The organism is Motiliproteus sp. MSK22-1, from assembly GCF_001968815.1.
Taxonomy (GTDB): Bacteria; Pseudomonadota; Gammaproteobacteria; order Pseudomonadales; family Balneatricaceae; genus Motiliproteus.
The window spans coordinates 20,209-45,278 of sequence record NZ_MIEQ01000070.1; the positions used below are offsets into that span (position 1 = coordinate 20,209).

The 25,070-nt window shown below is 46.0% G+C and carries 22 protein-coding genes; 18 read left to right on the top strand and 4 right to left on the bottom strand.

Features of this window, described 5'->3' with window-relative positions:
* Positions 1–40 precede the first annotated feature (40 nt).
* The 3 genes from BGP75_RS19460 to BGP75_RS19470 all read left to right on the top strand — a co-directional run bounded on the left by BGP75_RS19460 (position 41) and on the right by BGP75_RS19470 (position 4,096).
* A complete protein-coding gene (locus BGP75_RS19460) occupies positions 41–1,564 on the top strand; it encodes a GMC oxidoreductase (RefSeq protein WP_076720553.1) in 1,524 nt (507 codons plus the stop codon).
* On the top strand, positions 1,564–2,361 hold the full coding sequence (locus BGP75_RS19465) for a 3-ketoacyl-ACP reductase (protein ID WP_076720554.1): 798 nt from the start codon (positions 1,564–1,566) through the stop codon (positions 2,359–2,361). The genes BGP75_RS19460 and BGP75_RS19465 overlap by 1 nt, the downstream gene beginning before the upstream one ends.
* A 151-nt stretch (positions 2,362–2,512) precedes the next feature.
* Positions 2,513–4,096, top strand: a complete 1,584-nt coding sequence (locus BGP75_RS19470) for a GMC family oxidoreductase (RefSeq protein ID WP_076720555.1) — start codon at positions 2,513–2,515, stop codon at positions 4,094–4,096.
* A 162-nt stretch (positions 4,097–4,258) separates the two neighbouring features.
* On the opposite strand, the gene BGP75_RS19475 is transcribed toward BGP75_RS19470, so the two are convergent.
* Positions 4,259–5,281: a LacI family DNA-binding transcriptional regulator gene (locus BGP75_RS19475; RefSeq protein WP_076720556.1), complete on the bottom strand. Its 1,023-nt coding sequence runs from the start codon at positions 5,279–5,281 to the stop codon at positions 4,259–4,261.
* Positions 5,282–5,503: 222 nt separating this feature from the next.
* On the opposite strand from BGP75_RS19475, the gene BGP75_RS19480 reads away from it, so the two are divergent.
* The 9 genes from BGP75_RS19480 (at position 5,504) to BGP75_RS19520 (ending at position 14,172) form a co-directional block, all read left to right on the top strand.
* Entirely contained in the window at positions 5,504–6,667 is a 1,164-nt protein-coding gene (locus tag BGP75_RS19480) for a dihydrodipicolinate synthase family protein (RefSeq protein ID WP_076720557.1), read from the top strand.
* Positions 6,668–6,823: 156 nt separating this feature from the next.
* Positions 6,824–7,960, top strand: a complete 1,137-nt coding sequence (locus BGP75_RS19485; RefSeq protein WP_076720558.1) for a glycerate kinase — start codon at positions 6,824–6,826, stop codon at positions 7,958–7,960.
* A 152-nt stretch (positions 7,961–8,112) separates the two neighbouring features.
* A complete protein-coding gene (gene pyk, locus BGP75_RS19490; RefSeq protein WP_076720559.1) occupies positions 8,113–9,558 on the top strand; it encodes a pyruvate kinase in 1,446 nt (481 codons plus the stop codon).
* A gap of 343 nt (positions 9,559–9,901) precedes the next feature.
* Positions 9,902–10,381, top strand: a complete 480-nt coding sequence (locus tag BGP75_RS19495; protein WP_076720560.1) for a GNAT family N-acetyltransferase — start codon at positions 9,902–9,904, stop codon at positions 10,379–10,381.
* A 612-nt stretch (positions 10,382–10,993) separates the two neighbouring features.
* Complete coding sequence (locus tag BGP75_RS19500; protein ID WP_076720561.1) at positions 10,994–11,371, top strand: hypothetical protein; 378 nt, start codon at positions 10,994–10,996, stop codon at positions 11,369–11,371.
* A gap of 62 nt (positions 11,372–11,433) precedes the next feature.
* Positions 11,434–11,994 (top strand): DUF4124 domain-containing protein, encoded by a 561-nt coding sequence (locus BGP75_RS19505; RefSeq protein WP_158070138.1) that lies wholly within the window; start codon positions 11,434–11,436, stop codon positions 11,992–11,994.
* A gap of 71 nt (positions 11,995–12,065) precedes the next feature.
* Complete coding sequence (locus tag BGP75_RS19510; RefSeq protein ID WP_369832147.1) at positions 12,066–12,926, top strand: DMT family transporter; 861 nt, start codon at positions 12,066–12,068, stop codon at positions 12,924–12,926.
* Between the two features lie 207 nt (positions 12,927–13,133).
* Positions 13,134–13,382, top strand: coding sequence for a hypothetical protein (locus BGP75_RS19515; RefSeq protein WP_076720564.1), 249 nt, complete (start codon positions 13,134–13,136; stop codon positions 13,380–13,382).
* Between the two features lie 277 nt (positions 13,383–13,659).
* Positions 13,660–14,172 carry a universal stress protein gene (locus tag BGP75_RS19520; RefSeq protein ID WP_076720565.1) on the top strand — a complete coding sequence of 171 codons (513 nt, stop codon included), beginning with the start codon at positions 13,660–13,662 and terminating at the stop codon, positions 14,170–14,172.
* 132 nt (positions 14,173–14,304) lie between these two features.
* Here BGP75_RS19520 and BGP75_RS19525 read toward each other — a convergent pair whose 3' ends face one another.
* Together BGP75_RS19525 and BGP75_RS19530 are read right to left on the bottom strand one after the other, a co-directional pair.
* Entirely contained in the window at positions 14,305–14,577 is a 273-nt protein-coding gene (locus BGP75_RS19525) for a SemiSWEET transporter (RefSeq protein WP_076720566.1), read from the bottom strand.
* Between the two features lie 371 nt (positions 14,578–14,948).
* Positions 14,949–15,794, bottom strand: coding sequence for an aspartate/glutamate racemase family protein (locus BGP75_RS19530; protein ID WP_083704928.1), 846 nt, complete (start codon positions 15,792–15,794; stop codon positions 14,949–14,951).
* Between the two features lie 411 nt (positions 15,795–16,205).
* Here BGP75_RS19530 and BGP75_RS19535 point away from each other — a divergent pair, with 411 nt between their 5' ends.
* From BGP75_RS19535 to BGP75_RS19550, 4 genes are all read left to right on the top strand, one after another.
* The gene (locus BGP75_RS19535; protein ID WP_076720567.1) at positions 16,206–17,153 is read left to right on the top strand and encodes a LysR family transcriptional regulator; all 948 of its coding nucleotides are present in this window, start codon (positions 16,206–16,208) and stop codon (positions 17,151–17,153) included.
* Between the two features lie 47 nt (positions 17,154–17,200).
* Positions 17,201–18,883, top strand: a complete 1,683-nt coding sequence (locus tag BGP75_RS19540) for a transporter substrate-binding domain-containing protein (protein ID WP_076720568.1) — start codon at positions 17,201–17,203, stop codon at positions 18,881–18,883.
* A 55-nt stretch (positions 18,884–18,938) separates the two neighbouring features.
* Positions 18,939–20,360, top strand: a complete 1,422-nt coding sequence (locus BGP75_RS19545; protein ID WP_076720635.1) for a sigma-54 dependent transcriptional regulator — start codon at positions 18,939–18,941, stop codon at positions 20,358–20,360.
* A gap of 81 nt (positions 20,361–20,441) precedes the next feature.
* Positions 20,442–21,035, top strand: coding sequence for a hypothetical protein (locus BGP75_RS19550; protein WP_076720569.1), 594 nt, complete (start codon positions 20,442–20,444; stop codon positions 21,033–21,035).
* Positions 21,036–21,118: 83 nt separating this feature from the next.
* Here BGP75_RS19550 and BGP75_RS19555 read toward each other — a convergent pair whose 3' ends face one another.
* Positions 21,119–21,532, bottom strand: a complete 414-nt coding sequence (locus BGP75_RS19555) for a hypothetical protein (protein WP_076720570.1) — start codon at positions 21,530–21,532, stop codon at positions 21,119–21,121.
* A 521-nt stretch (positions 21,533–22,053) separates the two neighbouring features.
* Here BGP75_RS19555 and BGP75_RS19560 point away from each other — a divergent pair.
* Both BGP75_RS19560 and BGP75_RS19565 read left to right on the top strand, forming a co-directional pair.
* Positions 22,054–23,487, top strand: coding sequence for an aspartate ammonia-lyase (locus tag BGP75_RS19560; RefSeq protein WP_076720571.1), 1,434 nt, complete (start codon positions 22,054–22,056; stop codon positions 23,485–23,487).
* A gap of 77 nt (positions 23,488–23,564) precedes the next feature.
* A complete protein-coding gene (locus BGP75_RS19565; protein WP_076720572.1) occupies positions 23,565–24,869 on the top strand; it encodes a dicarboxylate/amino acid:cation symporter in 1,305 nt (434 codons plus the stop codon).
* Positions 24,870–25,070: the final 201 nt, after the last annotated feature.

Sequence of the window (25,070 nt, forward strand, 5' to 3'; positions counted from 1 at the left end):
AGAATTTAAACGGCTTTTTCGGATTTTGCAGGTTGAAGTTGTGAAACGAAATACTACTCAAAATGAATACGATATTGTCATTGTCGGCTCGGGTATTGGTGGCGCTACACTGTTGAATCGTTTGGCGGAAACTGGTGCCCGCATATTGTTGATTGAACGTGGACAGTCATTAGAAGACAGCTGTGCAGCACGGGACAGCAAGGCTATCTTTGTTGATGAGAAATTCCGTCCTGATGAGCAGTGGCTGGATGGCAACGGACAATGCTTTAACCCAGGTAACTATTACTATGTTGGTGGTAATTCCAAATTCTATGGTGCCGTTATGTTGCGCTATCGGGAAGAGGATTTTGGTGAGCTGGCGTTTGAAGAAGGTATATCACCAGCCTGGCCATTTAACTATCAGGAGTTAGCGCCCTTTTATCATCAGGCAGAAACCTTGTATCAAGTCAGAGGAAAGGAAGGGCAGGACTGTTGTGAGCCTTCCGGTGCCAAGGGATATATTGGAGAACCGGTAGCTGATGAACCTTCCATAGCGCGGGTTAGAGACAAGCTAGCAAAAGCCGGTGCTAAACCCTTTAGTCTACCTCTGGCATTGGATATTGACCGTTGGATGGATCGGGCTAAAACTCCCTGGGATGCTTTTCCAGATACGGGGACGGGAAAAATGGATGCGGAGTCGGCAGCTTTGAACCCGGTACTTGATTATCCAAATGTGACCTTGATGACAGATGCTTGTGTTCGCCGTTTCCACACCGGTGCTGATGGAAAGCAAATTCAGTCAGTTGAACTGGTGCATTCAGGTCAGGTACTCAGAATCAGTGCTGCCTTATTTGTGCTTTCTGCGGGAGCTATCAACAGCGCCGCGATTTTACTGCGATCCCGTAATGATAAAAATCCCGAGGGACTGGCTAACAGTTCTGGCCAGGTGGGACGAAACTTTATGAATCATAATTGTACTGCGCTATTGGCTCTGAATCCTTTTAGGCGTAACAGCGCGGTATATCAGAAAACGCTGGGCATCAACGATTTTTACCTTTCGGATGGCAGTGGTGGAGGGCCACTCGGCAATATCCAGCTGCTGGGGAAAATAGATGGCACGATGCTGAAAGCCAACCTAAAAGCTGCTCCACAATTTGCCATGGATTGGGTGGCGCGCCATTCGGTTGATTGGTATGTGATGAGTGAGGATCTTCCCAATCCGGATAGCCGAGTGATGATTGATAGTTCAGACCGTATTGTTCTGGATTGGCGTCGCAGCAACATGACCGCCCATCGCAAATTGTTAAAGAAGGCGAAGAGGCTGATGCGGGCGGCAGGTTTTCCTATCCTTCTCAGCCAGCCCTTTGATCGTCGAACCCCGTCCCATCAGTGCGGTACCGTACGAATAGGTAATGATCCTGGCAGCGCACCTTTGGATTCTTATTGTCGTAGCTATGACCATAAGAATCTTTTTGTGATGGATGCTTCCTTTCTGCCAACTTCAGCAGCAGTCAATCCGGCACTAACTATCGCTGCTCAGGCCTTGCGGGTTGCTGAGCATATTAAGATTACGGAGTTGCAGTAATGACGTCCTCAAATGAACTAAAGACTAAGACAGAATCTCGTCCAGTGGCCTTAGTGACGGGTGGTCGCCAGGGTATCGGATTGGCCATTGTTACCAGGCTTGCTGCGGCAGGATTTGATATTGCTTTTACGGCTCGCAGTTCCTCCGATAAATGTACTGAGATTATCGCTCAATGTGAAACTCTGGGTGCCAGAGCTAAATATATTTCCAGTGATCTCGGAGATGTGAGTAGTCATCAAACGCTGGTTGAGCAAGTCGTATGCTGGGGTGGTGGCTTGGATTGTCTGGTAAACAATGCTGGAGTTGGGACCCTGGTTCGAGGAGATTTGCTAGATCTGACTACTGAGTCCTTTGACCATGTGATTGGGGTTAATTTGCGGGGGACCCTATTTCTTTCCCAGGCGGTAGCCCGGTGGATGCTGGATAATCCTTCTGACCATTATCGGTCGATTATTTCCGTCTCATCAGTCAGCGCTTTGATGGTCTCACCGGAAAGGGCCGATTACTGCATGTCAAAGGCTGCTCTGGCGATGATGACCAAAAGCTTTGCCTTGCGCTTTGCTGCAGACAATATCGGCGTTTTTGAGTTGCGCCCCGGCATTATTCAAACCGGTATGACGGAAGCAGTGTCTGGAAAATATGACAAACGGATCGCTGACGGTTTGGTGCCAGCCAGGCGCTGGGGCATTCCAGATGATATTGGTCGCGCCCTGTTGCCTTTTGCTGTCGGTGATATGGCTTTTGCCAGCGGCAGTGCCATTGAATTGGACGGTGGACTTTCTATTAATCGGTTGTAGCCACCCATTAACAGGCGATATCCGTTAATTAACAGGCGATAGCCGCTAATTAATAGCTTATAGCGGATAATTAATAGCCTATAGCGGACAAATATTAGCCTATAAAAGACAGGTCGAGAGCAAGCATATCCTGTATTAAGGAATTTCTATAATGTACGACTACATAATTACTGGTGGTGGCCCTGCAGGCTGTGTACTGGCCAATCGGTTGAGTGAAAACCCCGATGTTCAGGTGTTACTTCTGGAGGCTGGAAATCCTGACTCCAACCCGTTGATCCATATGCCAGCTGGGTTTGCCAAGCTGACCGGAGAGTCAGCCACCTGGGGCTATTCGACAGTGCCGCAGAAGCACTTGGACGATCGTGAAGTCTGGTATCCACAGGGCCGAGTCATGGGGGGTGGTAGCTCTATTAATGCTCAGGTATATACTCGAGGTCACGCACTGGATTACGATGAATGGGCAAACGAAGAGGGTTGTGAGGGCTGGTCTTTTGAAGAGGTACTGCCTTATTTCTGTAGAGCGGAAGACAATATACGACTGAATAATCGTTACCATGGCGCAGATGGGCCTCTGAAAATTTCCGATCCCGTACCCCATAGGCTTACCAGTACATTTGTTCGTGCAGCTCAGCAGGCAGGATTTCCCTACTCATCAGACTTTAATGGTGAGACTCAGGATGGTTTTGGCTATTACCAGGTGACTAACCGTAACGGAAAACGCAGTAGTGCCGCCGTCTGTTATATAAAGCCGGTAATGAAACGATCGAATCTGACCATTATCACCAAAGCGGTGGTAACCAGGGTGCTGGTAAAAAATAATCGTGCCGTTGGTGTTGAGTATTCAAAGCGAGGCAGCAAAGACGTCTATCAGGCAATGGCTTCTCAGGAGGTGCTGGTGACATCCGGAGCCGTAGGGTCACCAAAGCTGTTACAGTTATCAGGGATTGGTCCTGCTGATCACCTGCGCTCATTAGGGATTGATGTCGTTCATAACCTTCCTTCTGTTGGTGAGAATTTCCACGATCATATGGATGTCTTTCTGGTCAGCGAATGCAGTGGTGATTACAGTTTTGACCGCTATAAACCCTTACATATGAATGCGTGGGCGGGATTGCAATATCTGTTGTTTAATACGGGTCCTGTCGCTTCCAACCTCTGTGATGGTGGTGGCTTCTGGTACGCTGATCCAGAGGCTAGATCTCCTGATATCCAATTCCATTTTCTACCGGGATCCGGTCTGGAGCACGGCCTGAAAAAGATCCGCAATGGGGTTACGTTGAATTCGGCCCTGTTACGACCTAAGAGCCGTGGAACTGTTCGCTTGCGTACCTCAAATCCGGCAGATACCCCGCTGATTGACCCAAATTACTGGGCAGAGGAATATGATCGGAAGATGTCAGTTGAAGGCTTTAAACTGGCTAGGGAAATTATGTCTCAACCTGCCTTTAAACCCTTTATAAAACAGGAAACCATGCCTGGTTCAGAATTAAAAACCGATGAACAGATAATGGCTTACGCACGCCGATACTCAAAGACCGACTATCATCCTGTGGGAGCCTGTAAAATGGGTGGTGCCAATGATGAGCGTAGTGTCGTGGGGCCTGATTTACGGGTCAGGGGGATAGAAGGGTTAAGGGTTGTAGATTCTTCAGTGATGCCACGGATCGTCAGCTCAAACACCAATGCACCGACGATTATGATTGCAGAAAAAGCGGCGGATATGATTCGGCTCTGATTATTTATACCGTTATCTTCTGTTTGTTGGTGATTTTTGAACACTTATGGAATTTGAATATAAATGGAAATACTACACTTTCGATTCATTGCGATAGGAATAGCCTCTGTGGTGCTGATATAGCATTAAAGGTCTGCTTTGCTTCAGCGTCTTTTTTATTCCCTAATTTTCGACAGCTAGTCGAGAGGACTCTCTTACTATGACTTTAGGTAAAACAGACTGATTGGAAAAGGGTCGATCAGTATTTTTCAGACGCTGCATCAGACTGTCTGCAGCCAGTTTTGCCAGTTGATCGGTAAAAACGTGAACACTGGTCAGTGGTGGGCTGAAGGCACTACAGGCCATTACATCATCAAATCCGGTTACGGCGATATTCTGACCAACTTTAAGGCCTGCTCTATCCAGTCCGAAGCAGGCCCCAAACGCCACAATATCACTGTAACAAACAATCCCTTGAGGCGGTTCGCCCTGCTTGATGCGCTTTTCGATAGCGATGCTGGCAGCTTCCTGGGTGGGTGCACAGGGAATTACCTCAATGTTTTCAGCTTTTATCCCGGCTTTTTGGACGGCAGCAGTAAAGCCATTGAGACGTTGCTGATAAACAGGAGTGTGGGGGAGGCCCCCTAGAAATACCAGGCGTGTCATGCCTTGCTCCAGCAGGTGTTGTGTTACTGCTAAAGTGCCGTTGATGTTATCCGGGGCAATGTAATCGCACTCTCCTCCATCAATGGGTCTCATGACACTGACAACCGGAACGCCTCTGGATATATGCGGATCCAAATCACTTTGTGTTGTGCCAAAGACGGGACAGATTAGAATTCCTGCTGCACCATGTTCACAAAAGGTGCGTATGACTTTGTCCTGTTGATGGGTATCTTCTGAGGTATTCGCCATCATCACCACATAGCCGGAATCAGTGAAACTGCGTTCCAGAGATACAGCCAGCTCGGCGAAAAAAGGATTAGTCAGGTCATTAATAACCATACCAATCATTTCTGATGAACGACGACGAAGGTTGGCTGCTGCTCGGTTGTAGACGTAACCAATTTTCTTTGCAGCCTTCATTACTTTCTTGCGGGTTTCAGGCTTGATTTTTGGACTGTCCTGTAGTGCTAAAGACACGGTCGATTTAGATACACCTGCGGTTTTTGCCACATCAGAGATAGTTAGGTTCTTTTGGCTCACGACGACCCCTGGTAAAGTAATGTTGACTGCGCTGAATCGTTCCACTTGAAAATCAAAGAGTGTTGTTGTAACGTTCTAACGGTGTTCAAGCTTAGCAAAATCAAGCCAAGCCCACAACTGAGCTATTCTATCTTAAACCTATAGATAAGCAATTTAGCTTAATACCCTTCAGTTACAATGCCTTCAGCGGTTGTTTCAATAAATTCAGAGGAATAACAAAAGGTGCATATTTTATTACCTAACACAAAAAATAAATTGGAACGTTACAATTTTAAATCTTCAGGTTACGGTAACTATGTACCGAAGCTTCCTTTTAATCGAGCCGTCTATGCAGCTGCTCACGTGGTAGTTGATCCCTTAGCAGAACGTCATCCCTGGGGGGGGGCTTCTGCGATTGATTGGGATGCTACTTTGGGCTACCGGGAACACCTGTGGCGGATGGGGTTTAAGGTTGCTGAAGCAATGGACACCTCTCAGCGAGGCATGGGGGTGGATTGGCCTACCTCCCTGGAATTGGTTAAACGTAGTCTGGAACTTGCCAAAGGAATTGAGGGGGCTGATCTGGCCTCAGGAGCAGGCACTGACCAGTTGGTAGATTTTGCTGGTATTACGCTGGATGATGTAAAACGTGCCTATATTGAGCAGATCGATGCGATTGAAGGGGCCGGTGGACGCATCATCTTGATGGCCTCGCGAGCTTTGGCTCATGTGGCTAAGTGCTCTGATGACTACATTGTGCTATATAACGAACTCATTCAGGGGTGTCGTTATCCTGTCATTCTGCATTGGTTAGGCTCGATGTTTGATCCGATGCTGAGTGGTTACTGGGGAAGTGATGATGTATCGAAGAACATGGATACAGTCATGACGATCATAAAAGAAAACGAAGACAAAATTGATGGAATCAAGCTTTCATTGTTAGAGAAGGAATACGAGTTTGAACTGCGTAGACGTTTACCAGTCAATGTCAAAATGTTCACAGGTGATGACTTTAATTATCCAGAGCTGGTTGAAGGGGATGGTGAACACTTCTCCCATGGGTTGCTGGGTATCTTTGATCCGATAGCACCTGTCGCAGCCCGAGCCCTTGAGCAGTTGGCCCAAGGGGATGCTGGTCAATATCGTGCATTGATGGAACCAACCATTGCTTTGTCCCGCAAAATCTTTGAATCTCCCACTCAGTACTATAAGGCTGGTGTTGTATTTATTGCTTGGCTTAATGGTCACCAGGAGCATTTTATTATGGCGGGTGGCATGCAGTCAGCCCGGTCAATTTCTCACTATTCTGAAGTCTTTCGATTGGCGGATAGGGCTGGGGTACTTAAGAACCCTGAGTTGGCGGTCAATAGAATGCAGCAGTTGCTAGCTTTACATGGGGTTCGGTAGCTTTTATGTCAGCAACGGGTTGTGTCGGCAATCGGCTATGCTGTTAACTCATTAGCAACAGATGTTACTTAAATATCTGTTACTTAAGTAATTTATGGTTAGCTGGTTGCTACAAAAGAACAGCTGCAAAAAATAGATATTAATAAAAGAGCCGTTATGAAAATACTGATTGCACCGGATTCGTTTAAGGAAAGCCTTGCGGCAGAACAAGTAGCTTTTGCGATCGAAAGCGGGTTTCGTGAGGTGTTTCCGAACGCCTCCTATGTTTGTTTGCCGGTAGCGGATGGTGGGGAAGGAACGACCGATTCGCTGGTGTCTGCCACCAAAGGTATTTTGCATCATGAAAGTGTCACTGGACCGATGGGAGAGGCTGTTAAAGCCCAGTGGGGGACATTAGGCAGGGGTCAGACTGCAGTGATTGAAATGGCGGCAGCATCAGGTCTTGAGCGAGTAGCTAAAGAAGATAGAAACCCCTTGCTGGCAACCAGTTATGGTACTGGTGAGTTGATTATGGCAGCAATGAACCAGGGTATCAGGCATATCATTGTAGGCTTGGGGGGGAGTGCCACTAATGATGCTGGAGCTGGTATGATGCAGGCATTGGGACTGAAGTTATCAGATGCCGCCGGAGAGGAATTGCCACCGGGAGGTGGGGCTCTGAGTCGGTTGGCTGCTATTGATACCAGTGCGCTAGATCCTAGATTGAGCCAGGTTAAATTTGAGGTGGCTTGTGATGTTGACAATCCCTTGATTGGACCTCAGGGAGCCTCAGCCGTGTTTGGCCCGCAAAAAGGTGCTGACTCACAAATGGTGTCGCAATTGGATGCCAATTTAGCGCATTTTTCTGACTTGATTCGACAGACAACAGATCTGAACGTTTCTCAGATCCCTGGTGCCGGGGCTGCGGGTGGTCTGGGGGCTGGGTTTCTGGCATTTACCAACGCGGAGCTGAAAAGTGGTATCGATATTGTTCTTGATGCTGTGGACATCGACAGTCAGCTCGCTGATACCGATTTGGTTATTACCGGTGAAGGACGTATCGACAGTCAAAGTATTCGAGGAAAAACCCCCGTTGGTGTGGCCAAGCGAGCTAAACTGTATAAGTGTCCTGTCATAGCCTTGGCTGGCTCCGTTGAAGGAAATTCAGGCTCGATCTACGAACAGGGTATTGATGCGGTGTTTAGCGTCGTTCCCGGAGTTATGGCTATTGACGATGCATTGCAAAAGGCTGAAGTGAATATACGGGAGAGAGCCCGTAATATTGCTGCTGTTTGGGCGTTGGCCAGGGGCTAATATCCATAGTCTGTCTTCTATAACCTGATACTTGTCGCCTATAAATAGCAGAATGAAGACAGTAGTCATGTCCATCGAACCCACTATATCAGCATTACCTGCGGCCCCGTGCCAAAACCTATTATTCGGAGTTATTGAACAGAGTGATTAGAATGAGAAGAACCAAAGTTATTGCGACTCTAGGCCCCTCCTGCAACACTCCGGAAATGATCGGACAGCTGATTCGTTCCGGTGTTGATGTTGTGAGACTTAATTTTTCTCACGGAACAATAGAGGACCATAAACAACGAGCTGTCTGGGTGCGAGAGTGTGCCCGGAAGGAAGGACGGTTCGTTGCCGTTCTGGGAGACCTTCAAGGTCCAAAGATTCGTATTTCCCGATTCACTGAAGGAAAAGTCGAACTGGAGGCTGGACAAAGTTTTATTCTTGATGCTGATATGGATATGGGCGCCGGTACCAAAGAGTCAGTTGGAATCGAGTACAAAGAGCTGGTCGATGATAGTTGTCCGGGAGATATTTTGTTGCTTGATGACGGGCGCTTGGAGCTGGAAGTTAAGTCAGTTCAGGGCCCGCAGATACATTGCCAGGTGAAAATAGGAGGTGTGCTGTCAAACAACAAGGGGATCAATCGTAAAGGGGGCGGACTGTCAGCCAGTGCCCTGACGGACAAAGATAAGCGGGACATTGTGGCTGCGGCAGAAATAGGTGTGGATTATCTGGCTGTTTCTTTTCCTCGTAGCGCTGAGGATATGAACTATGCAAGGGACATCCTGGAGCCGACGGGCAGCAAAGCAGGATTGATCGCCAAAATAGAGCGAGCTGAGTCGGTGGCAGATACCGACGTGCTGGATGATATTATTCGGGCTTCCGATGCAGTGATGGTTGCGCGAGGTGATCTGGGGGTGGAAATCGGTGATGCGGAGTTGATCGGTGTCCAAAAGCATATCATCAAGCGGGCGAGGACTCTTAATAAAGTAGTCATTACGGCCACTCAGATGATGGAATCCATGATTCAGAGTCCGATGCCCACCCGTGCTGAAGTATTTGATGTGGCCAATGCGGTGCTTGATGGAACGGACGCGGTTATGTTATCAGCTGAAACAGCGGCGGGTAAATACCCGGTTCAGACTGTTGAGGCGATGGTTCGGGTTATCCTTGGGGCGGAAAGACAGGCTCAGACCAGGCAGTCAAAACACCGTATGTACCAGGAATTCACCCATATCGATGAATCCATCGGTTTGGCAGCAATGTATGCGGCTAATCATCTTAAGGGTGTAAGAGCAATTATCAGTATGACTGAAACGGGAAAAACTCCTTTACTGATGTCGAGAATCAGTTCTGGCCTGCCTATTTTTGCACTTACCCCCAATGCTTCTACGCAACGACGTGTTGCACTATTCCGAGGGGTACAACCAATGCCTTTCGACCCATCTGAAATGCCCAATCATGAGGTTAATCAGCAGGCAATCAACCAACTGATTACCGATAAAGTAGTGACAGACGGAGATCTGGTCATTATTACCAAGGGGGATTACGTCAATGTTCATGGCGGTACCAACACAATGAAAGTTGTACGGATCGGTCAGAAGATACATTAGTAATGAGGTAATTCCCTGATGAAATCGCAAGCTGGTGAGAGTGGTAATTCAGAATAAGCTGAAATTGTCCGGAGGCAATCAGGGGCTTGTCATGCCATACGCCTTACAGCTGCATTTTAACCCAGACTTTGAATCTGTTGTCACCTTCCTGGCGACAGGTGTTAAAGGAGACCTGATACGGAGAGCGGACTCTGGCAGGTACGTTTGGCCTGGACCAGAAGGATTAGGTTGCAAAAGGTGGGTCAATACCAATAAAAGTTGAAGGTGCAATCATTATCAAATCAAGGCTGCCGGACGTTTCGCAACACCACTTGAAGCATTGGGGGTTAAACGTCAACATTATATGTACTGCTTAGAATACGTAAAGCTCAGCGAAATAGAGCCTATAGAATTTTTACCTTTGTTAAATAAACAAACCACAAGAGATCATCTAATTGATCACGAGTTGTTTGACTCTAATAAGGTAAAGGAGTGGATACAGGCCAAGATTAATGTGGATGCCTCTCCAGGCTGCAGGGTCAGGGCTATTAGGGTTGATAAACAGCTAGCCGGGTGGTGCGGAATACAGCTTGAAGATGGGAAGTATGAGATTGCTGTGGTCATAGAGGATAGGTATTGGGGTCTGGGAAAGACGGTTTTTCCTGATATATTGACTTGGGCTAAAGAGCTTGGCCACACAACGGTTTTTATTCATCTCCTTCATACTCGACCAGAATATAAGTTCTTACGGAAGATGTCTAAACGCGTATACGAGAGCGAACTTCTGGGAACTAAGTTCACAACTTACGAGTTAAAGGTGGAGACTGTAGATAAAACGGTGTGATTGTCAATTGGGGCAGATCCGAATGCCACTTAGGTATATTTTCTCTGACGATCAACGGCATACGGGCAACATTTATATTCTGTATTTGAAACGGATTTGGTCTTCTAGGTTTATGATGAAGCTTATTATTTTTTCATAGCACTTTTTCCTTATCATGTTGATTTTATTATTCCTTGCAAATGGTAGGAATACAGGGTATCCCAACATGGAAAGACATCTTGGTACCGTTTCAGGGACCCCTTCAAAAATGTGAAAAAGTTATGACTATGAGGGAAACTGCGTGTGGGTGCTGTATGTGTTCAGGCATCCTCAAAAAAGGCACCACTATAAACCTGACTTCTTGTTGCTCATGAACTGAGGATCTGTAATCAGGTGAAGTTGAATCGTTGTGAATAGTGATAAATCGAGAACATGTACGGATGCACTACATGACTCTGATCATGGATGTCCTGATAAACCTGCCCTAAATTACTGTCTGTCGCGCTTGCAGGTTTGTTCTACCGGTAATTTTTTAACCGTTTGATTATAAAGATGCCTTATGGAATGCTTGCGAGTTGATTAACCTGAATAAGCGGCCTGAGTACAGGCGCTAATATTTCTAAGAAAGCTGTTATGAGTAATAAAATGAGCAGGATTTTCATTATCTTATCACTAATCGTATTGGCCGGTTGCAGCCAATCACTGGATATTCAACTAGAGCCTGAAGTGAGTGTGGTTCTTAGTGACGACAGGGAAAAAGTATTACGCCTTACTTCCAACGATAAAGCGTATACTGATCTCAATCAGTGGCTACGTGAGCATAACTCTGATTGGTATTCTACTTCTGGTCGTTACCCGGGTGGCGTGTATATAAAATCTGGAGATGACGGAATTCAGGTTACTGAAACTCATGTGGTGCTGTATTCAACTACAGGTTCAGAGCCAAAGGCAATATATATACAAACTCATGAAAAGGATGAGCTGACAGAGGTTCGAAATATTGGTCAATGAATGGATCTGGTTACTAACCGTTTTTGAGCTACAGGTGGCAGTGTCTGTCCAGAACTATGAAAATGTTTATTTTTAAGGTGGTTTTACTGGTTTTGGTGGTTCTTGGGGCGGGTAACTATCTGGTTTATTGGCAGACCGGAACCTTAGCTTTTGATTACCGGAAGCTATCTTTTGCGAATATTGTTGAGGAAGTACGAAATTTTTCCTTGCAGCTGCCAGATATCTCTCTTGATACTCAAAAAGGTATGACCAATAAGAGTGATGACTCTGAAAATGCTCGTGGATCTAAAACCAAGGACAAAATTTATAAATGGGTCGATGAAAATGGCGTGACACAGCTTTCCTCGACTCCTCCCCCTGTTGGTCAGGAGGCTCAACTGTTACTGATTGATCCTGATACTAACGTTATCCAGAACAGGGCTGTCAATTTGGCAGCTGGCTCGTCTTCAGCTTTTGATCAGCGGGGAAAGACTAATATAACGACGGGTTCAGGTTCGCAGTCTAAGGGTCAGAACTATTCTCCAACAGAGGTCAAACAACTGATGGATGATGCCAGGAACGTTCAAAACCTGTTGGATGAGCGTTTTGAGAACCAACGAAAGATTATCGAGCAGCAGAAATAAAGGCATTTATTATTCTCTCCGAGCGAATATCTCCATCATTTCTATCCCCTCAATTAAGGGCAGAGCTGGCTCTGGTTTTAGTTACATTCATCGCTGCATCCGGTTGGATTTTCTCCAAAGAGACTTTGGATGGGATGCCACCCTGGTTATTTATCGGCATTCGGTTTTCGTTGGCAGGTATTGTTCTCCTGTTCGCTGGTTATCGATATTGGTCGCTACTGTCCAGCGTCACTAATATAAAACATTGTGTACAGCTAGGCTTGGTGATGGCTGTAGCTATGCTCTTTTGGATCCTCGGATTGCATCATGGTACCCACATGGGAGAAGGGGCGTTTATTACCAGTCTGGGAGCGGTAATGGTCCCACTTGTTGGGCGGTTATTTTTTGGTGAGCGTCCACCGCTCAGTACCTGGTCTGCTATACCTTTGGCGGTTGCGGGTTTGGCATGTTTGTCATTAGAAGGTGGCTTTCAATTTGAAATTGGACAGATCTATTTCTTGAGTGCTGCGGTGTTATTTGCTGTACATTTTTCGCTGGTTTCTCGCGCTGCTGTTTCTATGCCTGCCATTATGTTGACAGCTGTTCAATTGATAGTTGTAGGTATCGTTTCTCTAACTGTGTCTGCATTTATGGAAGAGTGGCCCAGCTCTTTTTCGACTTCTATCTGGGGCTGGCTGTTAGCGAGTGCGTTGATAGCCACGAGCCTGCGTTTTTTTCTGCAAACCTATGGTCAAGGATTAACTCCCGCCAGTCACGCTGCGTTAATCATGGTTTTAGAGCCGATCTGGACCGCAATACTAGCTTTGATCTGGTTTGGGGAAAGGATGCAGGGGCTGCAGGCTTTGGGCTGCTTTCTTATTTTTGCCGCATTGTTGATTAGCAGATGGCGCTGGATTCAAAAGCTGGTACGGGCAATGGGAACGAAGGGATGAGGCTTTTGGTGCTTAATTCGTTTGGGGGAATATCTGATACATTGATTGATTTGTCTCTTTCAGTATTCCCGGATCGTTAAGCTGAGATTCACTAATCGGCTGGGGAGGCGACATAAGTCAAATTTGCTCCACCTATTCTGAATGTTGTCGTGCGTTAGCATGGTATGATCCCAGCTACTTTCCTTATCTAGATACTGCGTGGTTTCCATGAAGAAAAAGGGCTTTCTGCAAAAAGCGTCTTTGGTAATGGGTATAGTCAGCGAGGTTATCTCGCTGTTCTGTTTAGTTATGCTGATTATTTATTCCCGCGAATTAGGGATGGAAAATGTAATCACCGCGAGCTATCTGGCATCTACATTTTTCTTTTTCTGTTGCGGTATTGTCTTGATTTGCATTGCTAAAGCTGATTTACCCAGCCTTAGTTTCGATGATCAAGACAATGCAGGACGTCAATAAAACGGCTGTCTGTCTGAGCGAATGGCAGCTGTTTATACTTGGTTTCCAGTGGCTACTCCCCGTTCTATAGCTGATGAATTTTCGAGGATTGGATGAGCTTGATTATGTTCAGTTCCAGAGAACTACGATTTGGCATTTTTAGCTATACTTTATTTGAAAAGCGGGCAGGCTTTCTGCGCAATAGTTCATTGATCTTAACTGTGCAAGACGATGGTATTCGCCAAGCGCTTAAAGTTTCTGCCATCGGATTATAATTGCTGGAGAGAATGTAACAAAAATGTCGATATCTAATATTGTTGTTGCTGATGATGGTTCAGACCATGCGATCTCAGCCTTGAACATTGCCATTGAACTTGCTTTGAAGTTTGATGCCAAGTTAACAGTTGTCCATGTATTGACTCACGATCATCCTGCAGAGGAGCTAAGACATTTGGTCGAAGTTGAGCATATGGCAGGCAATGGTCGCGCTTTAACTGGGGTAGCGGGGGCTTCATCTCGGGATTTGCCGGTTGCTGAAGTTGTCGCAGAGGAGCGGGTCATTGCTGTACTGGGCGAGCAGATCGTCAAGAGTGCCCGGACTAAAGCGACTGAGTCGGGTGTAAAAAATGTGTCATCTGTTATCCAGTCGGGTGATTATGCAAACTGTATTCTGGAGGTTGCAAAAGAAGAGGGCGCTGACATGATTGTTATGGGCCGTCGCGGCCTCAGTAATCTTAAAGGCTTGTTATTCGGTAGTGTTTCCCAGAAGGTCTCGCAACGAGCGGAGTGTTCTGTTTTAACCGTAAAGTAGCTGAATCAATGCGGTTGCAGTCACCATAAATGTATCGGGATAGAGCTAAGGTTAAACAGGTTTTATTCAGTAAATGAAAAAGGCAAGACTACTCAGTCTTGCCTTTACGTTTTCAGGGGGGGGCTCCGAAACCTAGGAACGATTTCTCTGGGAGCGTTTCTTCAATGTCATGACTAACACACAGCCGGCCAGTAGTAGCGTAACGATATTGGCCAGCAGCATGGGCAGATCGCCAATGATAACGGCATAGGTGAGCCAGAGAGCTACGCCCATCGTAAATATTGAGTACATACTCAGAGATATACCATCAACATTCCCTGTTTTAAGTATTTGTATAACCTGAGGTATAAAGGCTGCTGTGGTACAGCATGCTGCAGCGAGTCCGATAAAAGTCATCATTTCCATGAGAGCCTCATTTATACAAATACAATCGTCGACAAAAAATCACCTGGTAGTATGTTTCCGTCTGGTACAGTGTTTCCGGGTGATAGCATTTCTTCAGAGAATTTAACCGTGAAAGGGTTGTTGGTGAAGCTTGCTGAATTGCGGCGATTTTAGTGCCGGTGGGACGCTGGTGCAATATAAATTACAGTTAAATTGATGAAATTTATTAACTCTAAATCAAAGGGAAATTCACCTCTAACGGTCATCTTATAATTCCCTGCTATTTAGCTCGCCAGCAGTGTCAGAAAGCTTGAAAAGGACTCGTTATTTTGCTGTGCTGTCTTCCTGGCATCTGGTCGCTCTAGAGCCCACAGAGAACACAATGGATTTATTCACAGCGCCTGTTTGTTGTCTTGTTGATGCCATTCAATGCAGGCTTCGGCAAGGGCCAGAGTTGCGTCGAGAGAGTGTTCTTTAATCGGCGATTTAATACTGTCGAGTGCTATAGGTATTTCCGTACAGCCCAGAATAATCTGTTCAGCCCCTTTATCCAGCATCATATTGGCGCTGTCCAGTAGTAGCTTGGCGCCGCTGACGACCTGTCCGGATTTAACTTTGTAGATTCCCTCCATTACCTGCTGTTGGATACGTTGTCCGGGGGAAAGGCAGGTTATCCCCTGAGATTCCAACACCTCTCTGTAAAAACCGGCTTTCAGGGTGCCATCAGTCGCTAGCAAAGCTGCTGTTTTAACTTTTTGATCACTCAGCTTTTTTGATGCTATTCGGGCTATATGCAGTATTTCAACAGGACTGACTGCTGCCAATTGGGGATACCAGAAATGTGCTGTGTTACAGGGAATGACAATGCAGCCAGCACCTGCAGATATCAGTGTATTTAATCCTTGTTTCAATGAGGGTAATGGAGATTCTGCTTTCTGCATCAAAAATGCAGTTCTATCAGGGATCTGTGGCACGGAGTGTATCAACAGAGGCAAATGTTCCTGATCACACTGTGCCGGTGTCAGGGAAAGTATCTTATTAGCGAAATCCATTGTTGCTAAAGGTCCCATTCCGCCAAGAATACCTATTAGTTTTGATGTGGTTGTTATCGGCGTTGCTTCTATTGAAGCTATATCTATTGAAGCTATATCTATTGATGTTATATCTACTGGTGCTATTTGCTGAAGAAAATCTGGGCCTAAGGTCGAAGAGTGGGCCGGGTATTTCTGTATGTTCATGGTGTGATCCGTCAATCTAAACAGGTAACGCTGCTTGGCAACCTGGGTGCCAGCACGGCTAACGGGTATGGGGTGATGAGTACTGTATTTGAACGATAGACAATACCGGCAGGAGAGACCAATGCCGTTTGGGTCTATGTCATGCGCAAGCAGCATCAGTTCGAAGAAAGTGCTGAGTTTTGGAGTTTTGGCAGCCTTATGCACTGTTAGTATATGTTAGGCTAATCAGGAATAGTCCCGAAACAGGTCTTTCAGCCACAGGCCTGAGCGTTAGAATATGGAAGATACAGGTAAGAGTTTATAACTGTGTTATCAGGACTACAGGCTGTGGAATACAGATGTTACAGAATTGTCGTTGTAAGCTATAAAAAGGGGTGAGGACGTGCTGTCAGGTTTTGGCGTTGCGGGGCCATGAATATTGAAACCAAGTGGCTGGAGGATTTTTTGTCTCTGGCAGATACTCAGAGCTTTTCTCGATCTGCCGAAGAACGGTTTGTCACTCAGCCAGCTTTCAGTCGTCGTATACGCTCGTTGGAGGATGTGGTTGGTTGTGAGCTGATTGACCGTTCTCAGCAACCGGTACAGCTGACTCCTGCTGGAAAGTTGTTTCGAATTACCGCTCGAAATCTGATTGAGCAGTTAAAAGGCTCAATCACTCACATGCAGGCGCTTAATCAGCGTACCGAAGCGGTTATTGATTTTGCCCTTTCCCATAGTCTTTCCTTGTCATTCTTTCCCAAGTTTGTTCAGGACTCGGGTGAAAGCTTGCGGGGTATCAGAAGCCGTCAACTTGTGGCTAATGTTGATGACAGTGTACAAGCTCTCAAGAATGGAATCTGTGACTTTCTCCTTGCTTTTCATGATGTGTCTCTTGAAGGGCAGCGTTTTCAGCACTTGTCGTTAAGAAAGGATAAGCTGATTCCTGTTTGTCAGACTAACGATAATGGTGAACCTCGATACCTGTTGGATACTGATGATAAAAAGGATATTCCCTATTTAACTTATCCTCAGGACATCTATTTGGGACGAAGGGTTGGCCAGCTGATTTCCAGAACCTTTCCTCAATCAGCTCTTTCTCCCTGTTTTGAATCTCCTTTGGCAGACAGTTTGAAGTTGATGGCTATGCAGGGTATGGGAGTGGCCTGGGTTCCCGGTTTTATAGTTGATGATGAATTGCGACAAGGCTATCTGGTGCAATGTGGAGATCAACGATGGGAAATACCCTTGAGCATTAATCTATATCGCTGTAACAGACCCTTGTCAGCCAGCGCTGAAAAGGTGTGGACGACCTTATCAGAACGCTATTCAATGCCCGAAATCGCTTCAGCTTCTGACCCATTGTCTGGAAAACAAAGCTGATGATCCGGTTAACCGCCTGTTTTAGATGCTTATGCTGGATATGGTTGATGCTCAACATGGTTGTTTCTAGTGTCGCTTTTGCTCAAGAAAGCCCGGATAGTTCTTTAAACCGCACGATTCGAATAGGAGGGGATCATAATTACCCGCCCTACGAATTTATCGATGAGAACGGACAGCCCAGTGGTTACAACGTTGAATTGACTCAAGCGATAGCTGAAGTAATGGGCATGAAGGTTGAGTTTGTATTGGCTGGATGGGATCAGATGCGAATAGGTCTGGAGAATGGTGAGCTGGATGCTCTTCAGGGAATGGCCTACTCGGAAGAAAGGAGTAAGTTATTTTCCTTTGCTCCTCCCCATGCGATTGTTCATCAGTCAGTTTTTGGCCGTAAGGGAGCAGCTTCAGTATCCGGGCTAAAGGATCTTCGTGACAAGTCGGTTATCGTTCAGCGGTTGGGAATTATGCATGACCAGATGGTGCAGAATGATGTGGGAGCTGAACTCATTCTTGTGGATACTCATGCCGATGCTCTGCGCTTGTTGGCTTCAGGCCAGCACGATTACGCCTTGGTGGCAAATCTGCCTAGCCTGTATCTTAGCCGTGAGCTGGGACTTTCTAATATTGTCCCGCTAGGAAAACCGTTTGTAGCGCAGCGCTATGGCCACGCTGTTAAAAAGGGAAATGAGGAACTGCTCGCGCAAATAGGCGAAGGTCTGGCAATTCTCAAAAATACCGGACGTCAGCAACAGATTTACGATAAATGGTTTGGCCCCCTGGAAATCAGTGGCTTACCCTGGAAGCAACTGGGGCAGATTGCTGCTGGAATTTCCGTTTTACTGGTTCTGATTCTTGGCGGAATAATGATTTGGAATCGAGCATTGAGTCAGCAAGTTTCCCGGCGAACGGAAGAATTAAGAATGCAACAACAGCAACTGATTCAGGCAGATAAGATGACTTCCCTGGGTGTTCTGGTTTCTGGAGTCGCTCACGAAATCAACAACCCCAGCAGCCTGTTGCTGTTGAATCTGCCATTGCTTAAAGATGCCTGCAAGGATGCTGAGGAAATTCTCGATGCTCATTATCAAAAGCAGGGTGAGTTTTTTATTGGAGGGTTGAAGTATTCCCGGATGAGAGAAGAAATTCCGGCCATGTTGGATGACATGCTGGACGGCAGTAACCGAATTAAGAGAATTGTCGATGATTTACGGGATTTTGCCCGCCAGGGGCCAGCTGATCTCAGTGAATCGGTGAATCTTAATGAGGTGGTAAAAGCTTCCATTCGTCTGGTAGACAATAGCATCCGTAAGGCTACCGAACAGTTCGACGTACAGTTTGCCGAACAGCTACCCAGGGTCAGAGGAAATGCCCAGCGAATTGAACAGGTGGTTATTAATCTTATTGTTAATGCCTGCCAGTCGCTACAAAACAGAGATCAGGGGGTTCGGGTAAGGACGTTTTACCGATCCGCTAACAATGCAGTCATTCTGGAAGTGATGGACGAAGGTTGCGGAATAGAACCACAGCATCTGTCTCGATTACAGGACCCGTTTTTTACCACAAAGAGAGAATCAGGCGGCACCGGCTTAGGGTTATCTGTTTCTGCTTCGATTATTCAAGAGCATGGAGGCACACTGGAATTTGACTCCCGGCTGGGAGAGGGAACGCGTGTTACCCTGAGCCTGCCTGCCGATGTCGGTGTTAACCCCCATGAAGAATCGCTAAATTTATGAAGTGTTACTACTCGAAAAAAGTCCTCTTCAGCTTAAGTCAGATAATGGCCTGCTTATGAAGAACAATGGTTACCCTGATTTCGGAGTACTGTTAGTCGATGATGAGACTTCATTTTTAAGAAGTCTCAGTATGCTGCTTGAGCGCAAAGCCGGCATTGATCACCTTTATCGCTGCCAGGACAGTCGGGAGGTTATGGGTCTTCTTGGCGAGGAAAATATTGGTTTGGTTCTGCTGGATCTGACGATGCCATATTTGTCCGGAGAAGATCTTCTAAAGCAGATCGTTGAAGAGTACCCGGAAATAGGAGTGATTATAATCAGTGGTCTCAATCAACTGGAGACTGCTGTTGATTGCCTGCGTCTCGGGGCCTTTGACTATTTTGTCAAGACAACCGAAGAGGGGCGTTTGGTTGAAGGTATCAGACGTGCTGTTCGAATGCAGGAAATGCGGCAGGAAAATCAAGAACTAAAACGTAGATTTCTCAATGACCGGGTCGAACAACCTGAGGTATTTGCAAACATAATCACTACCGACAAAGGTATGCGGTCCGTTTTTCAGTACCTGGAATCGATAGCATCAAGCTCTCAACCTGTACTGATTAGTGGTGAAAGTGGTGTCGGTAAGGAGTTGATCGCAAAAGCGGTACATGAACTCAGCATGACCCGTAGCTCGGGGGATGGAGGGCCTCTGGTCAGTGTAAATGTGGCCGGGCTCGATGATGAGCATTTTTCTGATACGCTGTTTGGTCATCATCAGGGGGCTTTCACGGGTGCAAGCCGATCCCGAGCCGGGATGGTGGAGCAGGCCACAGGCGGTACCCTGTTTCTTGATGAAATAGGGGACCTGAGCCAAGCATCTCAGGTAAAGCTATTGAGATTGCTGCAAGAGGGTGAGTATTACCCGTTAGGCAGTGACCGCCCGAAAAGAATGTATGCTCGAATAGTCGTCGCTACCCACCAGAACCTTGCTGAGAAACAAAAAAGAGGTGAGTTTAGGAAAGACCTTTTTTATCGACTCAATATTCATCAGGCCGAAATCCCACCGCTACGTCAACGCAAGGGAGATATTCCGCTACTGCTTGATTTTTTCCTGCAAGAGGCTGCCGATGAGCTGAATAAAAGTAAACCTACGGTTCCGAAAGAGCTGCCCGTTTTGCTTATGAATTATCCGTTTCCCGGTAATGTTCGTGAGCTGCGGGCACTGGCTTATGACGCTATGAGTCGGCATCGGTCACGGATGTTATCAATGGATGTGTTCCGACGAGCATTGCAGACTGTTGATACAGAAGTGGAAGCAGGCTTCTCTCAGCCAGGTGTGTTTAATCCGGATTTACCATTGCCGAGTTTACAAGAGGCGTCAGAACTATTGGTTGATGAGGCAATGAGTCGGGCTCAGGGAAACCAGTCCTTAGCGGCCCGCCTGTTGGGAATTTCCCAACCAGCTTTAAGCAAACGGTTGAAAAAAAAGAAAATCTGAATATTGAAGCTATGCTGAGTAATAGGATATTACGAGCCGACTGTGGACTTTTAATCGTTCGGTTTTATAGGATATATACGAATGATTATTGAACCTGATTTTGCAACAAGAATTAGCCATTTGGATATCGATGGAATAGATTGTAGTACCGATAGTATTTATCTGTTGGATGAGTTTTTGAATATTGCCGGTTATAACCAGTATTATCTGCAGTTTGCAACTGAAAATGGGGCAAAGCATATAGAAGAACGCTATGGGTTGGGAAAGAGTGTCCTCTCGGCCATATCTGGTGATTTAAAAATCTACTATCGAAATTCTTATACTAACGCATTAAGAAATAATTCAGTTTTCGTTCAGGACTATCAATGCTCGTCTTGCGATAAATTTCGGTTATTTCATCAAACTGCTTACCCGATACATGGAAGAGTTGGGCTGGTGCTGACGAATCATTGTGTGATCGAAAGGGACGTTAAAGACAGCTCTGTGCGGCTGGGACAGGAGCATTACAATTTACATGGTTTTGTTGTTCAGTGCAGTAACTGCAGGAAGATTCAAAACCATTCAAAGCTGAATAAATGGGACTGGATTCCCGAAGCTTTAGAGCAACAACTCCCTAATACCTCACATTCATTATGCCTGCATTGCCTGGATCATTATTATCCTGATCTGGACTGATTTAAAGCAGCTGTCGCTGCCACAATAGAAAAATTTGCGTCACATTGTTCATAACTAGACATAAAACGTCCTTATTGATTTTCCTAAAAAGCTTCTTCAATAGTCATGTTATTAATTGGAGAGATATCCGCTTCGATCTTACTGATCTCAGATCTATTCAAAACCTTTAAGTTTGCTTCTAAACCTGGAATCACCAGCATTATGGAACGCCAACTAAATGGTAGGTAATCCAGACTAGCGATAACGATTTTATCTTCTTTTTTCAACTGGTTAAACCACTGACGAAGATCTTCTGATCCAGTCGTTATTTCAGGAATAAGCCATATTTCACTATCGTATACGAGTAAATAGCAAGTAGAATCATTTCCTTGAATGTCGCTTCCAACCAGCAAACAGTAAAATTTTTGAAGTTCACTGATTGAGTGACTACTCTTTAATTTGTTTTTAATAAACAGAGAAATTTCATTCTCTTTAATGCTAATTCTTCCTTTCGACATTCAATATCCCTTCCATTTTTGTCTGGGCTTATGTTGTTTATTTACTTACTTAATCCAGCTCGATCAGCTGCAACATACTGATTTATTTTTTTTGAAGTATCTCATATTTATTGCCTGGATCATTATTATCCTGCTCTGGACTGATTTAACTATACCTGATCGATCGAAAGGAATTCGATACCTGGCCAAAACCTCTATAACTATTTGACTAGCTATAACCAACCTATCGTTGCTATAAGTTGATGATATATAACAACTATATCATTTTTTGTCTTAGTGGTTATTCCTCTGGTTATAACACTTCCAATCGTTAAGTTTTCCAGAAAAATATCAAAAAAATCTTTAATAACAATCAAGTAGCCTTTTTTTTACAAGCTGGCACCACTATTGCTCTGTTCTGATTACTTATCCTGTGGAAGTCATTGAGGGTAAAGCTAAAGAACCTGCGAACAGATCCCCTAACAGCTAACTGTTAGATAAATAACCAATACATAAATTAAAAGAGCATAGAGGTTTTATAGATGAGCGATAGCTCTCCGGTTTCAGCAGAGTCCAAATTTAGGCGGGAAAAAGACCTGTTAGGCACTGCCTGGGTTCCTTCAGGTGCCTATTACGGGATTCAGACGCAAAGGGCATGTGAAAACTTTGATCTGAGTGGCGTCAGTCTCAACCACTTTCCCCAGCTTGTGCGTGCGTTGGCGATGGTAAAACTGGCTTGCGCCAGGGCGAATAGACAGCTAGGGCATTTGGAAGAGTCAAAGGAAAAGGCTATTGAAGCCGCAGTTTCTTTAATTCTGGATGGTAAATTCCACCACCAGTTTGTCGTGGACATGATCCAGGGAGGGGCTGGCACCTCCACGAATATGAATGCCAATGAAGTTATTGCGAACCTGGCCCTTGAACAGTTTGGGCGCGCAAAAGGTGATTATAGCTATCTGCATCCCAACAATGACGTCAACATGTCTCAGTCGACGAATGATGCTTATCCAACGGCCGTTCGGCTATCAATACTGTTAAAACATGGAGATCTGGTACAGGCCCTGTCTTCCCTGCAAGCTGCATTTGAAAGCAAAGGACTGGAATTTGCCTCGATTTTAAAAATGGGGCGAACCCAGCTCCAGGACGCTGTACCGATGACGTTGGGACAGGAGTTTCAGTCGTTTGCTACAACGCTGGGTGAAGATATTGAAAGGGTTGCCGGGTTAGCTGAACTATTGAAAGAAATTAACCTGGGAGGCACCGCAATAGGCACCGGAATCAATACCGAGCCCGAATATGCCGCTCTGGCTGTAGACGAGTTATCCAACATCAGTGGCTTTGAGTTTAAGCAGGCAACCGATCTGGTTGAAGCCAGCTCTGATATGGGCGCATTTGTCCTGTTTTCCAGCATGCTCAAGCGGTTGGCAATCAAACTATCGAAAATCTCTAATGATTTGCGCTTGTTGAGCATGGGACCCCGGTGTGGGCTTGGGGAGATTAACCTGCCAGCGCAACAACCGGGGAGTTCCATTATGCCAGGAAAAGTTAACCCGGTTATTCCTGAAGCGGTAAATCAGGTGGCTTATCAGGTCGTGGGTAATGATATGGCGGTGACCATGGCCGCAGAGGCGGGACAATTGCAGTTGAATGCGATGGAACCACTGATTGCTTACAACGTGCTGGAGTCCATCCGTATGCTGACTCAGGCAATGACGATGCTTGAGAATCGTTGTATCAGGGGGATTACTGCCAATGTCGAGCGTTGTCAGGATCTGGTTGATAACAGTATTGGAATTGTGACCGCCCTTGTGCCCTATATCGGCTATGAAAACGCGACACGAATCGCCAAGAGCGCCTTGGAAAGTGGTCAGAGTGTACTCGGGCTTATTCGGCAAGAGCAGCTTCTTGACGAGCAGACACTGGCTCAGTTGATGAGACCCGAAACCATGATCCGCCCCCGCAATCGTCATCTTTAACCAAGATTAACAGGAAGGATCCCCTTTCCTGAAAAACAACTTACTACTTCCCATTACAATCATAAAAGGAAAAAGTCATGCAACAGACTCTTGACCAAACCATGCCTGAAACAGGCCGCCCCGGACTTTGGAGAGGGCTTGCCCTTTGGAAAAAAATACTTATAGGAATGGTGTTGGGCGCTATTGTCGGTACCCTTATGGGGCCAGATGCAGAGATGCTGAAACCCATAGGTACCCTGTTTATAAACGCAATAAAGATGCTTATTGTGCCGTTGGTTTTTTGCTCTTTGATCGTGGGGGTTACCTCCATGGAAGATACCCGGAAAATGGGTCGAGTCGGGCTGAAGTCCGTAGCCTTCTATCTCGGGACTACAGCGGTAGCTATCACTATCGGACTAAGTCTTGCGACTTTGCTGGCACCTGGCGTCGGTTTGAACATGGAGCTGACAGAAGCAGCTGCTGCCGGTAAAGAAGCACCGACGCTGGTCCAGACTCTGCTGAATATGATCCCAAAGAACCCCGTTGGAGCTTTGGCAGCAGGGAACATTTTACAGATAATCGTTTTTGCATTGGGTCTCGGTTTGGCTCTTAACTTCTGTGGAGAGAAAGGAAAGCCCGCTGTACGTGTTTTCGAGAGCTTGGCTGAGGCTATGTACAAGTTAACTGAAATGGTGATGTATCTGGCGCCATTTGGTGTATTTGGTCTAATGGCCTGGGTTTCAGGAAAATATGGACTGGATATCCTGTTACCCCTGATTAAAGTGATCAGTGTCGTCTATATCGGCTGTCTGATACATGTGCTGGTTTTCTACACCGGTTTGATCAGCGTATTAGGTCGATTGAACCCACTGCGTTATCTGAAAGGGTTGATTAATCCGGCTGCAGTGGCATTTACCACTACGAGCAGCTCAGGAACACTACCTGCGACGATTAAGAGCGCTCGGGAAGAGTTGGGTGTGTCAAAGGGAATTTCCAGCTTTGTTTTACCCCTGGGGGCGACCATCAACATGGACGGTACCGCTCTCTATCAAGGAGTAACGGCACTCTTTATTGCCCAGGCTTTTGGGGTCGACTTGGAGTTTGCTGATTATGTAACCATTATTCTGACTGCCACATTGGCGTCAATCGGAACAGCGGGCGTACCGGGAGCGGGTTTGATCATGCTGTCTTTGGTGCTTACCACCGTTGGTTTACCTTTAGAAGGTCTCGCTATTATTGCGGGCATTGATCGTATTTTAGATATGGCCCGCACAACGGTAAACGTATGTGGGGATATGATGGTGACGCTGCTGGTTGCCAAAAGTGAAGAAGAGCTGGACGAAAACACATTCAACAAAGTGGCGGCTGATAACGAAGCTAAAGCTAAGTCAAGCACTGTCTAGTTCCATGTGCTCACTGGCTTTTGCAGCCCCGTACTAAACTTAACCCCTGGATTTCAGACTCAAGCCTATTCGTTGTGCTTTAACCCCGCATCTGTTCAACGGCATTTGCGGGGTTTTTTTTGAGTAAGACTTTCCTTATCTATACTGTTGTCTGCATTCTCAATTGGCGTATGTCGGTGTCCTTTCATTGGTTGCACTTTT